Here is a 16,354-nt window from a genome sequence, read left to right on the forward strand (position 1 = left end):
ACTGGATATGGCAAAAGAAGAACTGATGGAATTTGAAGGCTCGGTCTCCGAAGTGTTGCCCGACGCCCGTTTCCGCGTGAAGCTCGACAATGGTCACGAGATGATCGCCTACACGGCCGGCAAGATGAAGAAGAACCGCATCAAGACCATCGAGGGCGACCGCGTGACTGTCGAGATGTCGCCCTACGACCTCGACAAGGGCCGCATCATCTTCCGCCACAAGGACGAGCGCGCCGCTTCCGGCCCCCGTCCGCCCCAGCGCGGTGGCGGCAATATGCGCCGACGGTAGTCCCTGGGAGCGCGCCGGTGTGCCGACCTCCAGGTCGGCACTCTTCCTTCGCAGGGTGTGTTTCCATGCCGATCTGGAGATCCGCACACCCGGGCTTCCGCGCTCAACTTCGCTCAGCTGGCGATTTGACCTTGCCAGTCTCGGCCCTTCTTCCGCATCGATAGGCGCTGATCGGATTCGAGGAAGCGCCATGAAGCAAGACGAGCTCGCCCTGCGCCGGGCCATCATCGACAAATGCCGCTGGATGAACGCCCAGGGCCTGAACCAGGGCACCTCCGGCAATATCTCGGTCCGCCACGAGGACCGCATGCTGATCACGCCCACCAGCATTCCCTATCATGAGATGGAACCGGAGATGATCGCCTCGATGCCGTTCGAGGGCGAGTATGGTTCCTGGCAAGGCTCGCGCAAGCCTTCCGTGGAATGGCGATTCCATTTCGACATCCTGAAAGCCCGGCCCGATGCCGGCGCCGTGGTGCATACCCATGCAACCTGGTGCACCGTGCTGGCTATCGCCCACAAGCCGATCCCAGCCGTGCATTACATGATCGCTGCCTTCGGCGGGCCCGACATCCCCTGCGCGCCCTATGCGCGCTACGGTACGCCCGAGCTGTCACGCCATGCCGTCGAAGCACTGGACGGACGCAATGGCTGCCTGCTCGCCAATCACGGCATGATCACCGTAGGCTCGGACCTGGACAAGGCCATGTGGCTGGCGGTGGAACTGGAGACGCTCGCCCGGCAGTACTACCATTCCCTGCTGATCGGCGGCCCGAAGCTCCTGCCCGACGAGGAGATCGCCGGCGTGGTGGAGGGCTTCAGAGGCTATGGGCTGAAGGATAGGTAGAGCATCCTTGGACCATAGCCGTCTCGGCCATAAGAGCGGACCCCGCAGACAAGTGCGCGCCAAACGCGGAGTGGCGATCTCCGATCGCCATCTTCCCTTCTCACAAAACGCCCGTTTCCAAGGATGGCGATCGGAGATCGCCACTCCAATCCCGCGCCACGCCGCACAGGGTTGGCGCCCGTCGGCGGGATGCCTGCGGTCCCAGGCGTGCCCTGAACGGCACGCTGTCGGCTCACAAGATAAACCGGCTCAAATCCGTGTTCCTGGCGAGATCCCCCACTGTCTTCTGCACATAGGCGGCGTCGATCGTCACGCTTTCGCCGCCCTTGTCGGGCGCAGCAAAGGAGATGTCGTCGAGGATGCGTTCCATCACCGTTTGCAGGCGGCGGGCGCCGATGTTCTCCACCGTGGCGTTGACCTCCACGGCGATGGAGGCGATGGCGTCGATCGCATCGGGCGTGAAGTCGAGCTTCAGATCCTCGGTGCCCATCAGCGCCACATATTGCTTGATCAGGCTCGCCTCGGTGTCGGTAAGGATGCGGCGGAAATCGTCCTGCGTCAGCGCCTTCAGCTCTACGCGGATCGGCAGGCGGCCCTGCAACTCCGGCAGGAGATCCGAGGGCTTGGCGACATGGAAGGCGCCGGAGGCGATGAACAGAATGTGGTCCGTCTTCACGGAGCCATGCTTGGTCGAGACCGTGGTGCCCTCGATCAGCGGCAGGAGGTCGCGCTGCACGCCCTCGCGCGAGACGTCGGCGCCGCCGCGGTTTTCGCGGGCGCAGATCTTGTCGATCTCGTCGAGGAAGACGATGCCGTTGTTCTCGACCTGGCGGATGGCTTCCTGCACGATCTGGTCCTGATCGAGCAGATTGTCGGCCTCTTCTTGGATGAGCTGCTCATAGCTGTCCTTGACGGTGGTGCGCTTCACCTTGGTGCGGCCTGAAAAGGCCTTGCCGAAGATGTCGCCGATGGACACCACGCCCATCTGGCCCTGGGGCAGGCCGGGCAGCTCGAAGCTCGGGGTCGAGGTGTCCTTCATCTCGATCTCGATTTCCTTGTCGTCGAGTTCGCCGGCACGCAGCTTCTTCTGGAAGCTCTCCTTGGTGGCCGGGCTCGCCGTGGCGCCCACAAGGGCATTGAGCACGCGCTGCTCGGCGGCCAGATGGGCCTTGGCCTGCACTTCCTTTCGCCTGTCGGCCTTGACCAGGGCGATGCCGATATCGACGAGATCGCGCACGATCTGTTCGACATCGCGTCCGACATAGCCGACCTCGGTGAACTTGGTGGCCTCGACCTTGAGGAAGGGCGCGTTGGCCAGCTTGGCGAGGCGCCGGGAAATCTCGGTCTTGCCGACGCCGGTCGGCCCGATCATAAGGATATTCTTCGGCATCACCTCTTCGCGCAGGGTTTCGTCGAGCTGCAGGCGGCGCCAGCGGTTGCGCAGGGCGATGGCGACGGCGCGCTTGGCATCGTGCTGGCCCACGATATGGCGGTCGAGCTCGGAAACGATTTCGCGGGGAGAGAAATTGGACATTGGCACTCGGTGGAGATTGCGCGGTCGGCGTGGGGACAAAGCTGCTACATAATGGCTGAGCCGAGAAAATCCAGCGTCGAGATGGCGGGCCTGTCGCGCTGGCCGTCAGCTTGTCCGCAACCTATGGAAGAGAGGGCGGACGATGTACGCTCCTCATTTCTCGCCGGATGGTGAAGCATTGGTCTGAAGATTTGTGCGTGGCCATTCGTGCTCGCGCTTGACACGGCTCTTGTCCAGCCGTCAGGATGAACTTGGCAGCCGTCGCTGTCTGAGCGCTTCGCCTGACGCAACAGCTCAGGTCAAGAGTAACGCTTCTCAATGGCCCGTCAGAGGCCGAAACCACAAGAATAGCCTAAATTACAAGGCTATAGGCGATTCAATATAGTTTCGGGAGGAGCGCGAGGTGGCATCGGTCGACTTCGTCAATGTCAAGAAATCATTCGGCACGCACCCTGTCATCAGGGGTGTGGATATTGAGATTGCCGATGGCGGGTTCGTGATCCTGGTGGGCCCTTCCGGGTGCGGCAAATCCACCCTGCTGCGCATGCTGGCCGGCCTCGAGAATATCTCGGCTGGCGAGATCCGCATCGGCAAGGCGGTCGTGAACAACCTGCCGCCGAAAGAACGCGACATCGCCATGGTGTTCCAGAACTACGCGCTCTACCCGCATATGACCGTGGCCGACAACATGGCCTTCTCGCTGAAGCTGAAGGGCACCAGCAGGAGCGAGATCGAGGCCAAGGTGAAGCCCGCCGCGGAAATCCTCGGCCTCGCCAACCTGCTCGACCGCTATCCGCGCCAGCTTTCGGGCGGCCAGCGCCAGCGTGTCGCCATGGGCCGCGCCATCGTGCGCGACCCGCAGGTCTTCCTGTTCGACGAGCCGCTATCCAATCTCGACGCCAAGCTGCGCGTCGCCATGCGGGCCGAGATCAAGGAACTGCACCAGCGCCTGAAGACGACCACCGTCTATGTCACGCATGACCAGATCGAAGCGATGACCATGGCCGACAAGATCGTCGTCATGCATGACGGCATCGTCGAGCAGGTCGGCGCGCCGCTCGAACTCTACGACCAGCCGGCCAATCTCTTCGTCGCCGGCTTCATCGGCTCCCCCGCCATGAACATGATCAAGGGCAAGCTCGATCCGGCCGACGCCAGCCGGTTCATCGCCGAGGATGGCACGGCGCTGCCGGCGCGGGCGCTCCGGGAGGCGGCGCCGGGCAAGGCGCTGATCTATGGTCTCAGGCCGGAGGCGCTGAGCATCGATCCGAACGGCATCCCGATGAGCGTCATCGTCACCGAGCCGACCGGCGCTGAGACCCAGATGATGGCCAGGCTCGCCGGTATCGAAATCTCCTGCATCTTCCATCAGCGGGTCGCCGCCCAGCCCGGCGAAGTTCTGAAGGTGGGGATCGACACCAGCGCGACCCATCTCTTCGACGCGGAGAGCGGGCGCCGGCTGCAGCCCGTGGCCTGAACCGGCCGGTGGGCGTGCTCATCGGGCTCGCGCGTGGTGGCGTCCATGAATGGGGCTCGCTGATGCCCGGCGCCGGTTCGGCTCGCCGGGAGTTCAACCGCTGCCTACGCGAATAAATGTCGAGAAAGTCCGTGAACATCCGCGACGGCCGCGAGTGCGCTTGGACGCCTTACCCCATCTCGATCACGCTGACATGCGCGGCCACCACGCGCCAGCCTTCGGGGGTGCGCAGCCAGGTCTGCATCTGGCGCCCGCAGCGGCCGGGGATGTCGGGACGGACGAACAAGGTGGAGGCGGTGGCGAAATCCCGGCCATAGGTGGTGATCACCGTCTTCTGGAGTTCCCGCGCCAGGCCCTGGCTCGGCCGGCTCGCGCGAAAGGCGGCAATCTCGTCGAAACCATAGAGGTTCTCGGCGATGCCATAGCGGATGGTGCGGCCATCCTGCCAGAACAGTTGGTCCAGCACGACGACGTCGTTGGTCACCAGCGCCTCTTCATAGCGCTCGAAGATGGCGGTGACCTCGGCCAGCGCGCCGGGCTCGTTGATGGCAATCGCGTCTTCAACCGTCACTTGGCGTGCCGCTTGCTTGGAACTCATGGTGGTTTCGGTCCTGGAGCGAGTTGAATGATGGTGCCGGTTTCCCACGACATCGCTTCCTTGCAGGATTCATACCGGGCGGGTCCGAGCCAGCAGGAGGTGGTCTGCGATGCCGGCGGCGAAGGCGCGACGGCTGGTCTCTTGCCCTCATGCATACAAATTTTGCCAGATTGCTTAATTTTTATACAGTCTATGTTTCTGCTTTGTGCGGAAGCTGCGACGTGCCAGGGACAGCGCGGGCCATCTGCGGCGGGCGTCGGCCTCCGCCTGAAAAGGTGCGGCGTGGCAATATGAGAGCTTGGGGCAGGGTCCAAGGAAGACGAAGGGTATGAAATTGACGAGACAGACAAAGGCGCAGGCGATGGTCCAGGCAATTGCCGATGACATCGTGCATGGTCGCTATCTGCCGGGAACGCCGCTGGACGAGACTTCGCTTGCCGCGGCCTATGGCGTTTCCCGCACGCCGACCCGCGAGGCCCTGCGCCAGCTCGAAGCGATCGGCCTCATCGAGGGCAGGGCCCGGCGCGGGGCTGTGGTTGCCGATGTCGGCGAGCGCCAGCTCGATGAGATGTTCGCCGTGATGGCCGAACTGGAGGCCCTTTGCGCCCGCTGGAGCGCGCTGCAGATGACGGCGCTGGAGCGACGGAACCTGCAGGCGATCCACGACGAAAGTGCCGCGTTCGTCGCGGCCGGCGACCGTGCCTCCTATGTCGAGGCCAATGTCCGCTTCCACGAAGCGATTTATGCCGGCGCCCATAACGGCTTCCTGGCCGAGATGGCCCAATCCGTGCGCCAGCGCCTGGCGCCCTTCCGCCGTGCTCAGTTCGAAACGCTCGGACGCCTCGCCAAATCTCATTTCGAGCATGGCCGGGTCACGCTGGCGATCCAGCGCGGCGATGCGGAAAGGGCGGCGCGAGACATGCGGGCGCATCTGGCCATTGTGCGCGATCAGGTCGATGCGGTCACGAAAGTCGCCGAGGGGATCGCGTCGATCTGATTCGTGCAATCGTGGATTAAAATTTAAGCAGAGAAACTCAAATTGCATACAATTGGCGTCGCGCTTCAGTGGCTTGATAGGACGACACTTCGATCGCCGGAGGAACCTTTCCTATTGTAAGGTACTGAATTAGCACCAATAAATAAGAAGTCCGCATTTTTCGTCCGTCTCTCCCGCATTTGGCACAAAGCTTGCGAATCAGCGGATAGGAAGCCGGTCTGCGGCGCTTCATCCGCATCATCCGGCCAAGTTTGATCACGCAAGTGGCACATTCCGAGCGGGAGACTAAGAGATGTTGCGCGACCAGCTTTTCACCAACCAGATTTCCCGGCGCCATTTTCTGAGGGGCGCCGCTGCGACTTCCGGACTGATGCTCGGCGGCCTGCCCTTGGCCGCCAGGGCGGCGGGAGACCTCACCATCGGCGTGATCTATGTCGGCGCCCGTGACGATTTCGGCTGGAACCAGTCCCATGCCGTCGCCGTGCAGGCGCTGAAGGCGGTGCCGGGCGTCAAGGTCGTCGAGGAAGAGAACGTGCCGGAGACCGATGCGGTTTCCAAAACCATGGAATCGATGATCAATCTCGACGGCGCCGGGTTGATCCTGGCCACGTCCTTCGGCTATTACTCGCCCTTCGTCATCGACATGGCCAAGCAATATCCAGACGTGGTGTTCCGCCACGCGGCGCCGCTGTGGGACAAGGACAAGGATCCGAAGAACGCCGGTTCCTATTTCGCCTTCCTCGACCAGGCTCACTATATCGACGGCGTTGCGGCAGGGGCGGCCTCCAAGTCCGGTAAGCTCGGCTTCGTCGCCGCCAAGCCGATCGGGGTGGTGCTGCGCAACATCAATTCCTTCCTGGTCGGTGCTCGCAGCGTCAATCCGGCGGCTACCGTTCAGGTGATCTTCACCGGCGACTGGTCGATGCCCGTGCGCGAGGCCGAGGCCACCAACGCGCTCGTCGACGCCGGCTGCGACCTCATCACCTGCCATGTCGACGGCCCGAAGGTGGTGATCCAGACCGCCGAGGGCCGCGGCGTGAAGACTTGCGGCCACAATGCCTCCCAGGCGAGCCTCGCGCCCAAGGGCTTCGTGACCGGCGCGGAGTACAAGTGGGAGACCATCTACAAGCAGTTCGCCGCCACCCTGGCCAAGGGCGATCCCCTGCCGAACATCACCTTTGGCGGCTATGCCGAGGATATGGTGCAGAATACGGCGTTCGGTGCCGGCGCCGACGAGAAGACCATCAAGGTCACCAACGATGCCATCGCCGCCCTCAAGGCCAAGGCGCCGATCTTCAAGGGGCCGGTGAAGGACAACAAGGGCAATGTCGTGCTGCCCGAGGCCTCCTACGACAACATGGCGCCGGTGCTCAATGGCATGACCTATCTCGTCGAAGGTGTCATCGGGTCGGCGGGCTGAGGGTGGCCCGATGACGGATATGGCCAGCCCCACAACCCAGACCGCCAGCGTGAAGCTGCGTTCCGGCGGTCTCTCCCAGCTCCGGGCCAGCGCGGAATATGTCGCGATTCCGCTGCTGGCGCTCGTCGGCGCCTTCGTGCTGTTCTCGCTGTTCCTGCTCGCGGTCGGCAAGTCGCCGCTGACCTTCGTGGAACTGCTCTGGACCGGAGCTTACGGCTCCGCCTTCTCCTGGCGCAACACGCTGCAGCGTGCCTCGCCCCTCATCCTGACGGCCCTGGCGGTCGCCATCCCGGCCCGGCTCGGCCTCACCATGATCGGTGGCGAGGGCGCCCTGGTGCTCTCCGGCCTCGCCGCCGCGGCCATCGCCATCCCCTTCGTCGGCAGCGGCATCACCGCCTGGATCGTCATGCCCCTGATGATGGTCGCGGCCGCCGCCACCGGCGCGGTCTGGCTCGGCATGGCGGGCTGGCTGCGCTACAAGCGCGGCGTCAACGAGACGATCGCCTCGCTGCTGCTCTCCTACATCGCGATCGCGATCATGAACTTCTTCGTCGAGGGCGCGCTGCGCGACCCCGCCCAGCCCAACAAGGCCTCGACCCTGCCGATCGGCGACGCCTACAAGGTGGGCCTCATTCCCGATCTCGGCGTGCACTGGGGCATCGTCTGGGGCATCGTTCTCGCCATCCTGCTCTACGTCCTGATGGCGCGCACCACCTTCGGCTTTGCCGCCCGCGTCACCGGCGGCAATCTCCGGGCGGCGCTGGCGCAGGGCCTGCCGGTCGGCAAGCTGATCCTGGTGTGCTGCATGATCGCCGGGGCCTGCGCCGGCCTTGCCGGCTATTTCGAGGTGGCCGCCATCCAGGGGCGCGCCAATGCCTCGCTCGCCGCCGGCTACGGCTTCACGGGCATCCTCGTCGCCTTCCTCGCCCGTCACAACCCGATCGCGATCATCCCGGTCGCCGTGATGTTCGGCGGTCTCTCGGCGGCGGGCGGCCTGATCCAGCGACGCATGGGCATGCCGGATGCCACCGTGCTGGTGCTGCAGGGCTTCATCTTCGTGACGCTGCTGACGTCAGAGACGCTCTACGGCCGCTTCAAGCTCTTCAGATCGTGAGGCCGCGATGGACAATGCCCTCATCACCGTCCTGATCGCCATGCTGGGCGGCGCGATCCGGGTCTCCACGCCCTTCATGTTCGTGGCGCTCGGCGAATGCCTGACGGAGAAGTCCGGCCGCATCAATCTCGGCCTCGAAGGCACGCTCGTGCTCGGGGCCATGGTCGGCTATGCCGTCTGCTACGAGAGCGGCTCGCCTTGGCTCGGCGTGCTGGCGGCGGGCATCGCCGGAACCGTGCTCGGCGGCATGCATGGCTATATCTGCAAGCTGCCCAAGGTGAATGACATCGCCATCGGCATCGCCATGATGTCGCTCGGCATCGGCCTCGCCTTCTTTTTCGGCAAGGCCTACATCCAGCCCCAGGCGGCGCATCTGCCTTCCGTGCCGCTGGGCGGGTGGACCGGCAACAAGGAGCTGGCGGTTGCCCTCGACATCAATCCGCTCTTCTTCGTGGGCATCGCCGTCGCGGTCGCAATGGCCTGGGCGTTGCGCAACACCCGCTGGGGCCTGATCGTGCGCATGACGGGCGACAGCGCCGCCGCGGCCCGCGCCATGGGCGTCTCGGTCGATCTCGTCCGCCTCCTCGCCACCGCGACAGGCGGGTTCCTGGCCGGCATCGGCGGCTCCTTCCTCTCGCTCTATTATCCCGGCTCCTGGAACGAGGGCCTCTCCTCCGGCCAGGGCCTGATGGCCGTGGCGCTGGTGATCTTCGCGCGCTGGGACCCGATCCGCTGCTTACTGGCGGCGCTCCTGTTCGGCGCGGCCGGCGCGCTCGGACCGGCGCTGCAGTCGGTCGGCATCGTGCAGGGCTATTACCTGTTCAACGCCGCCCCCTACATCCTCACCCTCTTCATCATGATCGCTTCGTCCAACTCCAAGCAGGCCTTGCAGGCCGCGCCGGGCGAACTCTCGATAACCAAATGAGTGAGATGCTGCCATGAACGCTCCCGTCAAGGACATCGAGGCCACCACCGTCATCCCCGCCGAACCCTATCCCTGGCCGTATAACGGCAAGCTGAAGCCCGGGAACACCGCCCTCATCATCATCGACATGCAGACTGATTTCTGCGGGCCGGGCGGCTATGTCGACAAGATGGGCTACGACCTCAGCCTCACCCGCGCGCCGATCGAGCCGATCAGGCAACTGTTCGCGACCCTGCGCCCGCTCGGCTACACCATCATCCACACGCGCGAGGGGCACCGGCCCGACCTCGCCGACCTGCCGGCCAACAAGCGCTGGCGCTCGCGCCGCATCGGCGCCGGCATCGGCGACCCCGGCCCCTGCGGGCGCATCCTGGTGCGGGGCGAGCCCGGCTGGGACATCATCGACGAGTTGGCGCCGCTGCCCGGCGAGGTCATCATCGACAAGCCGGGCAAGGGCTCCTTCTGCGCCACCGATCTCGAACTGATCCTGCACCTCAAGGGCATAGAGAATGTCGTGCTCACCGGTATCACCACGGATGTGTGCGTGCACACCACCATGCGCGAGGCCAATGACCGCGGCTTCGAATGCCTGATGCTCACCGATTGCTGCGGCGCCACCGATCATCGCAACCACCTCGCCGCCATCGAGATGATCAAGATGCAGGGTGGCGTGTTCGGCGCCGTCGCGACGTCGAAGCAATTCCTGGCGGGCGTCCAGGCGGCGGCGGAGGCAGCATGAGCACGCCAGGCAGGAAGGCAATCGGTCTCGCCACGCAGGGCATGACCAAGATCTTCGGCTCCTTCACGGCGCTGGACGATGTCTCCATCGATATTCCCGCCGGGCAGTTCCATGTCCTGCTAGGCGAGAACGGGGCGGGCAAGTCGACGCTCGTGAAATGCATCATGGGCTTCTACCAGCCCGACAGGGGCAAGATCCTTGTCGACGGCAAGGAGGTCTCGGTGCGCAATCCGCGCGAGGCCAGGGCGCTCGGCATCGGCATGGTCTACCAGCATTTCACTTTGGTGCCATCGCTCACCGCTGCCGAGAACCTGGTGATCAGCCGGGCGGATGCGCCCTCGGTGATCAACTGGCGCAAGGAGAAGGCCGATCTCGACGCCTTCATGGCCCGCATGCCCTTCCAGGTGCCGCTCGATGCGCCGGTGGCCTCCCTCTCGGCCGGCGAGAAGCAGAAGCTCGAAATCCTGAAGCTCCTCTATCTCGACCAGCGCTTCCTCATCCTGGACGAGCCGACCTCGGTGCTCACCCCTGACGAGGCCGACGAGATCCTCGGCCTGCTGCGCGGCATGACCGAGCGCGGCGAGCTGACCGTGCTGATGATCAGCCACAAGTTCCGCGAGGTGATGGCCTTTGCCGACGCCGTCACCGTGCTGCGCCGCGGCGCCCGCACGGGCGGCGGCATGGTCAGGGAACTCAATCCGACGCTGATGGCCAGGATGATGATCGGCGACACCAAGATCCGCGAGCGGGCGGCGCGCGTCGCCCATGACGACAAGGCCGCGGTGCTCGATCTCGCCGGCATCTTCGCCGACGACGATCATGGCCTGCCGGCCGTCGACGGCGTCAGCCTGAAGGTGAGGAGCGGGGAGATCGTCGGCATCGCCGGGGTCTCCGGCAATGGCCAGGCGGCGTTGGTGGAGGTGCTCGGCGGCCAGCGCCCGATGCGCGATGGCCGCATCTTCATCCACGACAAGCCCTTCGAGCCTGTCAGGCGCGACTTCGACCGCTTCAAGGTCTTCGGCCTGCCGGAGGAGCCCTTGAAGAACGCCACGGTGCCGCGCATGTCGGTGGCCGAGAACATGGCATTCCGCGCTTTCGACAAGACGCCGATGGCCAGGTTCGGCTGGTGGCTCTCGCCCTCGCCGATTCGCGCCAGGGCGGCCGAGCTGATCGAACGCTACAAGGTGAAGACGGTGTCGACGGATTCGCCCATCGAGACGCTGTCGGGCGGCAATGTGCAGCGCGCCGTGCTGGCCCGCGAGCTGTCGGGCGATGTCGACGTGCTGATCGTCGCCAATCCCTGCTTCGGGCTCGACTTCGCCTCCGTCGCCGAGATCCGGTCGCAGATCATGGACCAGCGCAACCGCGGCGCCGCCGTGCTGCTGGTCTCGGAGGACCTCGACGAGATCCTCGAACTCGCCGACCGGGTGGCCGTGATGTCGGAAGGCAGGATCTCCTATGTCGCGCCGGTGGGCGAGACCGACCGCACAACCATCGGCCATCACATGGCCGGGCATTGAGGCAGGCGACGGTTCCCGGAAGCCCGAGTTCCAGAGCAAAGTGGCTTCAGACCAGATCGTCACGCGCCAGGAGCGGCTGTCATCCCCGGCGAGCATGTCGCAAGCTGTTGCTTGTGACTGCGAGGGAAGGGGATCCGGGGGCCAAGGTCTCTGTCCCATGAGCCCCTGGATCCCCTTCCCGGGCCTTCGGCCCGCCGGGGATGACAGCCGATCGAGCCTGAAACCATAACGCTTGAGACACTGGAGAACAGCCGCGATGGAAGTCGAAGCCAAGCCCTATCCCTATGTGCTGGCCCCGGGCAGGACGGCGCTGGTGGTCATCGACATGCAGCGCGATTTCATCGAGCCCGGCGGCTTCGGCGATGCGCTCGGCAACGACGTCTCGCGGCTCACGGCGATCATCCCCACCGTGGCCGGCCTGCTCGCCCTGTTCCGCCGGAATGGCTGGCCGGTGATCCACACCCGCGAGAGCCATCGGCCCGATCTCAGCGACTGCCCGCCCGCCAAGCGCCTGCGCGGCGGCGGCACGCTGCGCATCGGCGATGCCGGCCCGATGGGACGCATCCTGGTGCGCGGCGAGCCGGGCAACGCCATCATCGAGGCCTGCTCGCCCCTGGAGGGCGAGATCGTCGTCGACAAGCCGGGCAAGGGCATGTTCTGGCACACCGACGTGCACGAGCGCTTGAAGGCGCTCGGCGTGACCCATCTCGTCTTCGCCGGCGTGACGACGGAGGTCTGCGTCCAGACCTCGATGCGCGAGGCCAATGACCGCGGCTTCGAATGCCTGCTGATCGAGGATGCGACGGAAAGCTATTTCCCGCACTTCAAGGCCTCCGCCATCGAGATGATCACGGCGCAAGGCGGCATCGTCGGCTGGGTCGCGCCGCTGGCGAGCCTGGAGAAGGCGGTGGGGTAGGGGGCAGGGTGAGAGCATGGATGACGGGCGCGACGCAAAGCCTCCCCCACGAAGCTGGGGGAGGCTTTGCGTCGCGCCCTCCCTCGCACTCGATTACTGCCTTCACCCTCTACGCCTTCACACACACCTCCGCCTTTCCGCGCCCTCACCGGGCCGGATCATGAAGAGGATCGAGGCGACGGCGGCCGCCGGAGCGGCCGCGAATCATGGATCGGTGGAGTGCCTGGCAGCCTGTCGATGCGGCCGCCGTCGCCTCACCCTGCTCCCGGCCCGCGCGTCGACAAACGCGCAAGGGCCCGGGCGTCTCTTCCATCGCCCGGGAGCCTCGCCACCGGCCCAGCCTTTCGGCCCAACCGATGCTTTGCTCCCAGGCCGCCGGATGGAAGGCATGCCGAGGACAGGAGGACGCGGCTCCTCCCGCCCAGGCCATGCCGGCCAGGCGATCTCGGCCGCTGCAGCTTCCAGGCCAGGGAAGCCGGCGGCCGTCTCGATCGCCTCGCCCACGGAACGGGCGACGGGTATGGGCGCACAGGGCGATCCCTCGCCCCGCTTGCCGGCGCCGACAGCCCTGTCCTCGCTGTCACCACCGCCGCTGCCGGCAAGCCGGCAGAGGTCCGAACGGGCTTGCAAGCCGGCCTTGCAAAGGCCAGCCCCGATCGCCTGCACGGCGAAACCGCCGCGCCTGCCATCAAGCCCTTTCCCATCGCGCATGGATCCCCAGGGCGTGACACGCCCCAATGGCGGTTCCACGGACCGCCGATCCAACAGGTTCCTCATCAAGCCCCGTCGCGCAGGCCGAATGGACCGGATCGAACCTCCGGCGCTGCCGGAGGCGAGAACCCTCTCCGCCGGAAGGCGGTGAGCCGGCCTGCGTGATCCCCCGCTCTCGCGCCCTGTCCTGGCTTGCGGCCATGACGAGCAGGGCTAGAGAGCGATGCGGCTGGCGTGCCGCCGGGATAAACCGGAATCAACCGGGGTGGGCGGAAGCAGCGGGCCAACCAGGATCCGGATCGGCCCGCAGGTGCTTCATTCCACGCGCGAGTAGGACATCAAGGGGTGCGCCTGTCAAATTTCGTTCAGTTTAAGTTCGTTGGTATTCGTGGGAGAAAACTTCATCCCATGCGGCCGTGTCGCGCTTGTCCTTCACGGACATGCTCGAAGGTTCGGTTCACGCCAGAAGCGGCCGTTGGGGCTACGTCTGAAAGCAGACATCCTGCTCCATGCTCCATTCGAAATGGCCCGCGTCCAAAGAGGGCACTCTTTGTTTAGTTCGCGGGCGTCGAAACGTGGGCGGCGGCTGCTTCATTCGCGATGCGGAGGCTGGCCTCGAAGCCTTGACCGGAGGCAATCGCACTCACCAGCGTTCCGACGAATACGTCCCCCGCGCCGTGCGTGCTGATCAGCTTGACCGGCAAAGCCTCTAGGACGATTGGCTGCTTGCCATTTTCACAACCAGCGACGCCGTCGCCACCAGCTGTAACGACAACTGCGGGGTAGTGAAGCGCGAGCTTTTCCGCTGCAGCTCTGGCCGAATTCAGATCATTGACTTCCAATCCTCCAAGTTGCTCGGCTTCGATCGCATTCACGATGAGAAGATCGACGCTCTGCGATAGAGCTTCCGGAAGATGTCGATAGGGAGCCGCATTCAGGCAGACTTGGACACTGGCTTTTCGAGCCGCTCTGGCTGCCGCAATATTGATCTCCTCTGCCATTTCATTTTGGAGAACTAGAGCACCTGCCCTGGACCATAGGACCTGCTCTTCAACAGCTTCGGTCTTAACAAGTAAGTTGGCTCCCGAGACAATCACAGCGCCATAATCGCCCGACGAATCCGCAATGGCGACGCTCATGCCAGAGCCTACACCGGGTCGGCGCTCGACACGCGAAACATCGACGTTTGCCGCCTGAAGCTTAGTCAGAAGAAAGCGGCCAAAATCATCGTCTCCAACGGCGCCCACCATACTGACATCGGCGTCCGCCATTGCGGCAGCGACGGCCTGGTTGCCGCCCTTGCCTCCAAACTTTGGATGCCAGGAGTATCCCGTGACGGTTTCGCCCTTCTTGGGTCGATCAGGCGCATCTACCATAATGTCGTAGTGAAGGCTTCCCACCACCACCACTTTGGCCTTCCGGGTGCTTTTCATGGAGATCGTCTCTTCAAAGTTACAGCATTCCTCGTCGCCGCCAGGTTTCTCTCGGCGGCCAACAAGTCACGCTGAGCGACCGCAACAAAAACGGCGTCGCAAATCAGGAGTTGGGCGATACGGGCCGCGGCGTTCTCGCCCAGAAGGGGAGAGCCGACAGCGGTTGAACACAATACAACGTCCGCGAACTGCGCAATTGGCGAGGTTGCGTAATTGGTCAGAACAATGGTGCGTGCGCCGCGCTGGCGGGCAAGCTCCAGAGGCTCGATAACCGCGTTCGTCGCACCGGAATGCGAGAACCCGATTGCGACATCCCCTTCACCGAGAAGCGAAGCCGACATCAGCATCATATGGGCGTCGTCGAACACACTGGCTCGAACACCAATGCGCAGGAACTTGTGAGCGACGTCCCGCGCAATCTGGGCCGAGCCGCCGATGCCGTAGAAATCCCTTTGCCGCGCCGCGAAGATAAGGTCCGCCGCTCTCTCGAAAGCCTCGGGATCAAGGATCGACAGCGTTTCCTCAAGGGCGTGGATGGAGGTCCTGAAGACCTTCTGAGCGATCTCCATTCCCGTGTCGTCAGGAGAAAGCTCCTGATGCAGCTCGGCTGTCGGGAGGTTGTGGTAATCGACCAGGCCGGTGCGAAAGTCCTTGAAGCCCGAGAAGCCGAGCTTCTTGGCAATCTTGACGATCATCGCCTCGGAGACGCCAGCATCGTCGGCGACAGACTTCAAGGCAGTTGTCTCGTCGAAGTCCTTCCGGCCAAGGATATTCTCAACCACCCTACCCTCGAGTGGGGTCAGATGCGGCATCATCATGCGGATCCTCGGACCGACTGTCCGAGGATCATGTGTGGTCATACTCATTCCCGTCCCCTGGTGGCGCGATCGATCAGCATCGCCACAAGGATTATAAGGCCGGTTGCAAGCAATTGGTAAAACGCCTGCACATTCATCAGGGTCAGGCCATTGCGCAGGGAGCCCAAGATAATGGCGCCGAGCAAGGTGCCGACGACCGAGCCCTTCCCGCCCATCAGCGAGGCGCCACCGATCGCAGCAGCTGCAATGGCATCCAGCTCCCAAAGATTGCCGAGCGTTGGATCGGCAGCACCCAGGCGGCCGACCAGGATGAGACCTGCCACAGCAGCAAGAGCACCCGAGATCATATAGCTGGCAATCTTGGTCCGTTCGACCGGAACGCCGGCCACATGAGATGCTTCCTGATTGCCGCCGACCGCGAGGAAGTACTCGCCAAGGGGTGTCTTATTCAGCACGATCCAGACGATGATGGCCAAGACGCCGACGATGATCACTGGATGAGGCACGCCGAACAATGACGTGTTAAAAATGGCCCTGAACTGCGTCGGGATCCCGAAGATAGGGTTGCCGCCGGTGTAGATGAGAGCCGAGGCGCGATAGAGCGACAAGGTGCCGAATGTGACGATGAATGGTTGCAGGCCGCCATAGGCAACCAGAACGCCATTCACCGCACCGGTTATAAGGCCAAATACAAGCGCTACCGGGATAGCAACCACGATCGGAGCGCCAGCCGCCATCAGCGCGGCAGCGGCAATTGCTGCGATAGCGGCGGTCGGCCCGACGGAGAGGTCAATGCCGCCTGCAATAATTACGAGCGTCATGCCGAGTGCAACGCAGGCATTGATCGACGACTGCTGCAGAATATTGAGAATGTTCTGCTCAGTCATAAAATTAGACGACAGAAGCGAGAATATCACCACGATAACGACGAGGCCGAGGAAGGTGCCGGCGTCACGCAGGGCGAAGGCGAAACTAAATCGGCTCGAGGCCGCGGCTATGGCATTGCTGGACATGGC

General features: G+C 64.1%; 16 protein-coding genes. 10 read left to right on the forward strand and 6 right to left on the reverse strand.

The window, feature by feature from the left end; genetic code table 11:
- The first annotated feature begins 7 nt into the window (after nucleotides 1-7).
- Nucleotides 8-289, forward strand: a complete 282-nt coding sequence (gene infA, locus ACMDCR_RS06210) for a translation initiation factor IF-1 (protein WP_413991685.1) — start codon at nucleotides 8-10, stop codon at nucleotides 287-289.
- A 190-nt stretch (nucleotides 290-479) separates the two neighbouring features.
- Nucleotides 480-1,136, forward strand: coding sequence for a class II aldolase/adducin family protein (locus ACMDCR_RS06215; RefSeq protein ID WP_413991686.1), 657 nt, complete (start codon nucleotides 480-482; stop codon nucleotides 1,134-1,136).
- 232 nt (nucleotides 1,137-1,368) lie between these two features.
- Here ACMDCR_RS06215 and hslU read toward each other — a convergent pair whose 3' ends face one another.
- Nucleotides 1,369-2,670, reverse strand: coding sequence for an ATP-dependent protease ATPase subunit HslU (hslU, locus tag ACMDCR_RS06220; protein WP_413991687.1), 1,302 nt, complete (start codon nucleotides 2,668-2,670; stop codon nucleotides 1,369-1,371).
- A 403-nt stretch (nucleotides 2,671-3,073) separates the two neighbouring features.
- Between hslU and ACMDCR_RS06225 the strand changes: the two genes are divergently transcribed.
- On the forward strand, nucleotides 3,074-4,147 hold the full coding sequence (locus tag ACMDCR_RS06225) for an ABC transporter ATP-binding protein (RefSeq protein WP_413991688.1): 1,074 nt from the start codon (nucleotides 3,074-3,076) through the stop codon (nucleotides 4,145-4,147).
- Nucleotides 4,148-4,316: 169 nt separating this feature from the next.
- Here the strand turns inward: ACMDCR_RS06225 and hpxZ are convergent, their stop codons facing one another.
- Nucleotides 4,317-4,700, reverse strand: a complete 384-nt coding sequence (gene hpxZ, locus ACMDCR_RS06230; RefSeq protein WP_413993548.1) for an oxalurate catabolism protein HpxZ — start codon at nucleotides 4,698-4,700, stop codon at nucleotides 4,317-4,319.
- A 373-nt stretch (nucleotides 4,701-5,073) separates the two neighbouring features.
- Here hpxZ and ACMDCR_RS06235 point away from each other — a divergent pair, with 373 nt between their 5' ends.
- From ACMDCR_RS06235 to ACMDCR_RS06265, 7 genes are all read left to right on the forward strand, one after another.
- Nucleotides 5,074-5,742: a GntR family transcriptional regulator gene (locus tag ACMDCR_RS06235; RefSeq protein ID WP_413991689.1), complete on the forward strand. Its 669-nt coding sequence runs from the start codon at nucleotides 5,074-5,076 to the stop codon at nucleotides 5,740-5,742.
- Between the two features lie 292 nt (nucleotides 5,743-6,034).
- The gene (locus ACMDCR_RS06240; protein ID WP_413991690.1) at nucleotides 6,035-7,162 is read left to right on the forward strand and encodes a BMP family ABC transporter substrate-binding protein; all 1,128 of its coding nucleotides are present in this window, start codon (nucleotides 6,035-6,037) and stop codon (nucleotides 7,160-7,162) included.
- Between the two features lie 10 nt (nucleotides 7,163-7,172).
- Nucleotides 7,173-8,276, forward strand: coding sequence for an ABC transporter permease (locus tag ACMDCR_RS06245; protein ID WP_413991691.1), 1,104 nt, complete (start codon nucleotides 7,173-7,175; stop codon nucleotides 8,274-8,276).
- 7 nt (nucleotides 8,277-8,283) lie between these two features.
- Nucleotides 8,284-9,201 (forward strand): ABC transporter permease, encoded by a 918-nt coding sequence (locus ACMDCR_RS06250; RefSeq protein ID WP_413991692.1) that lies wholly within the window; start codon nucleotides 8,284-8,286, stop codon nucleotides 9,199-9,201.
- A 13-nt stretch (nucleotides 9,202-9,214) separates the two neighbouring features.
- Nucleotides 9,215-9,940, forward strand: a complete 726-nt coding sequence (locus ACMDCR_RS06255; protein WP_413991693.1) for a cysteine hydrolase family protein — start codon at nucleotides 9,215-9,217, stop codon at nucleotides 9,938-9,940.
- On the forward strand, nucleotides 9,937-11,460 hold the full coding sequence (locus tag ACMDCR_RS06260; RefSeq protein WP_413991694.1) for an ABC transporter ATP-binding protein: 1,524 nt from the start codon (nucleotides 9,937-9,939) through the stop codon (nucleotides 11,458-11,460). Before ACMDCR_RS06255 ends, ACMDCR_RS06260 begins: the two co-directional genes overlap by 4 nt.
- A 256-nt stretch (nucleotides 11,461-11,716) precedes the next feature.
- Nucleotides 11,717-12,376 (forward strand): cysteine hydrolase family protein, encoded by a 660-nt coding sequence (locus tag ACMDCR_RS06265; RefSeq protein WP_413991695.1) that lies wholly within the window; start codon nucleotides 11,717-11,719, stop codon nucleotides 12,374-12,376.
- A 204-nt stretch (nucleotides 12,377-12,580) separates the two neighbouring features.
- Here ACMDCR_RS06265 and ACMDCR_RS06270 read toward each other — a convergent pair whose 3' ends face one another.
- The 4 genes from ACMDCR_RS06270 to ACMDCR_RS06285 all read right to left on the reverse strand — a co-directional run bounded on the left by ACMDCR_RS06270 (nucleotide 12,581) and on the right by ACMDCR_RS06285 (nucleotide 16,351).
- On the reverse strand, nucleotides 12,581-13,087 hold the full coding sequence (locus ACMDCR_RS06270) for a hypothetical protein (protein ID WP_413991696.1): 507 nt from the start codon (nucleotides 13,085-13,087) through the stop codon (nucleotides 12,581-12,583).
- A gap of 554 nt (nucleotides 13,088-13,641) precedes the next feature.
- Nucleotides 13,642-14,520 carry a PfkB family carbohydrate kinase gene (locus ACMDCR_RS06275; RefSeq protein WP_413991697.1) on the reverse strand — a complete coding sequence of 293 codons (879 nt, stop codon included), beginning with the start codon at nucleotides 14,518-14,520 and terminating at the stop codon, nucleotides 13,642-13,644.
- A complete protein-coding gene (locus ACMDCR_RS06280; protein WP_413991698.1) occupies nucleotides 14,517-15,386 on the reverse strand; it encodes a MurR/RpiR family transcriptional regulator in 870 nt (289 codons plus the stop codon). The genes ACMDCR_RS06275 and ACMDCR_RS06280 overlap by 4 nt, the downstream gene beginning before the upstream one ends.
- Nucleotides 15,383-16,351, reverse strand: coding sequence for an ABC transporter permease (locus ACMDCR_RS06285; RefSeq protein ID WP_413991699.1), 969 nt, complete (start codon nucleotides 16,349-16,351; stop codon nucleotides 15,383-15,385). Before ACMDCR_RS06285 ends, ACMDCR_RS06280 begins: the two co-directional genes overlap by 4 nt.
- Nucleotides 16,352-16,354: the final 3 nt, after the last annotated feature.

It is taken from the genome of Labrys okinawensis, from assembly GCF_047345005.1.
Classification (GTDB): domain Bacteria; phylum Pseudomonadota; class Alphaproteobacteria; order Rhizobiales; family Labraceae; genus Labrys; species Labrys okinawensis.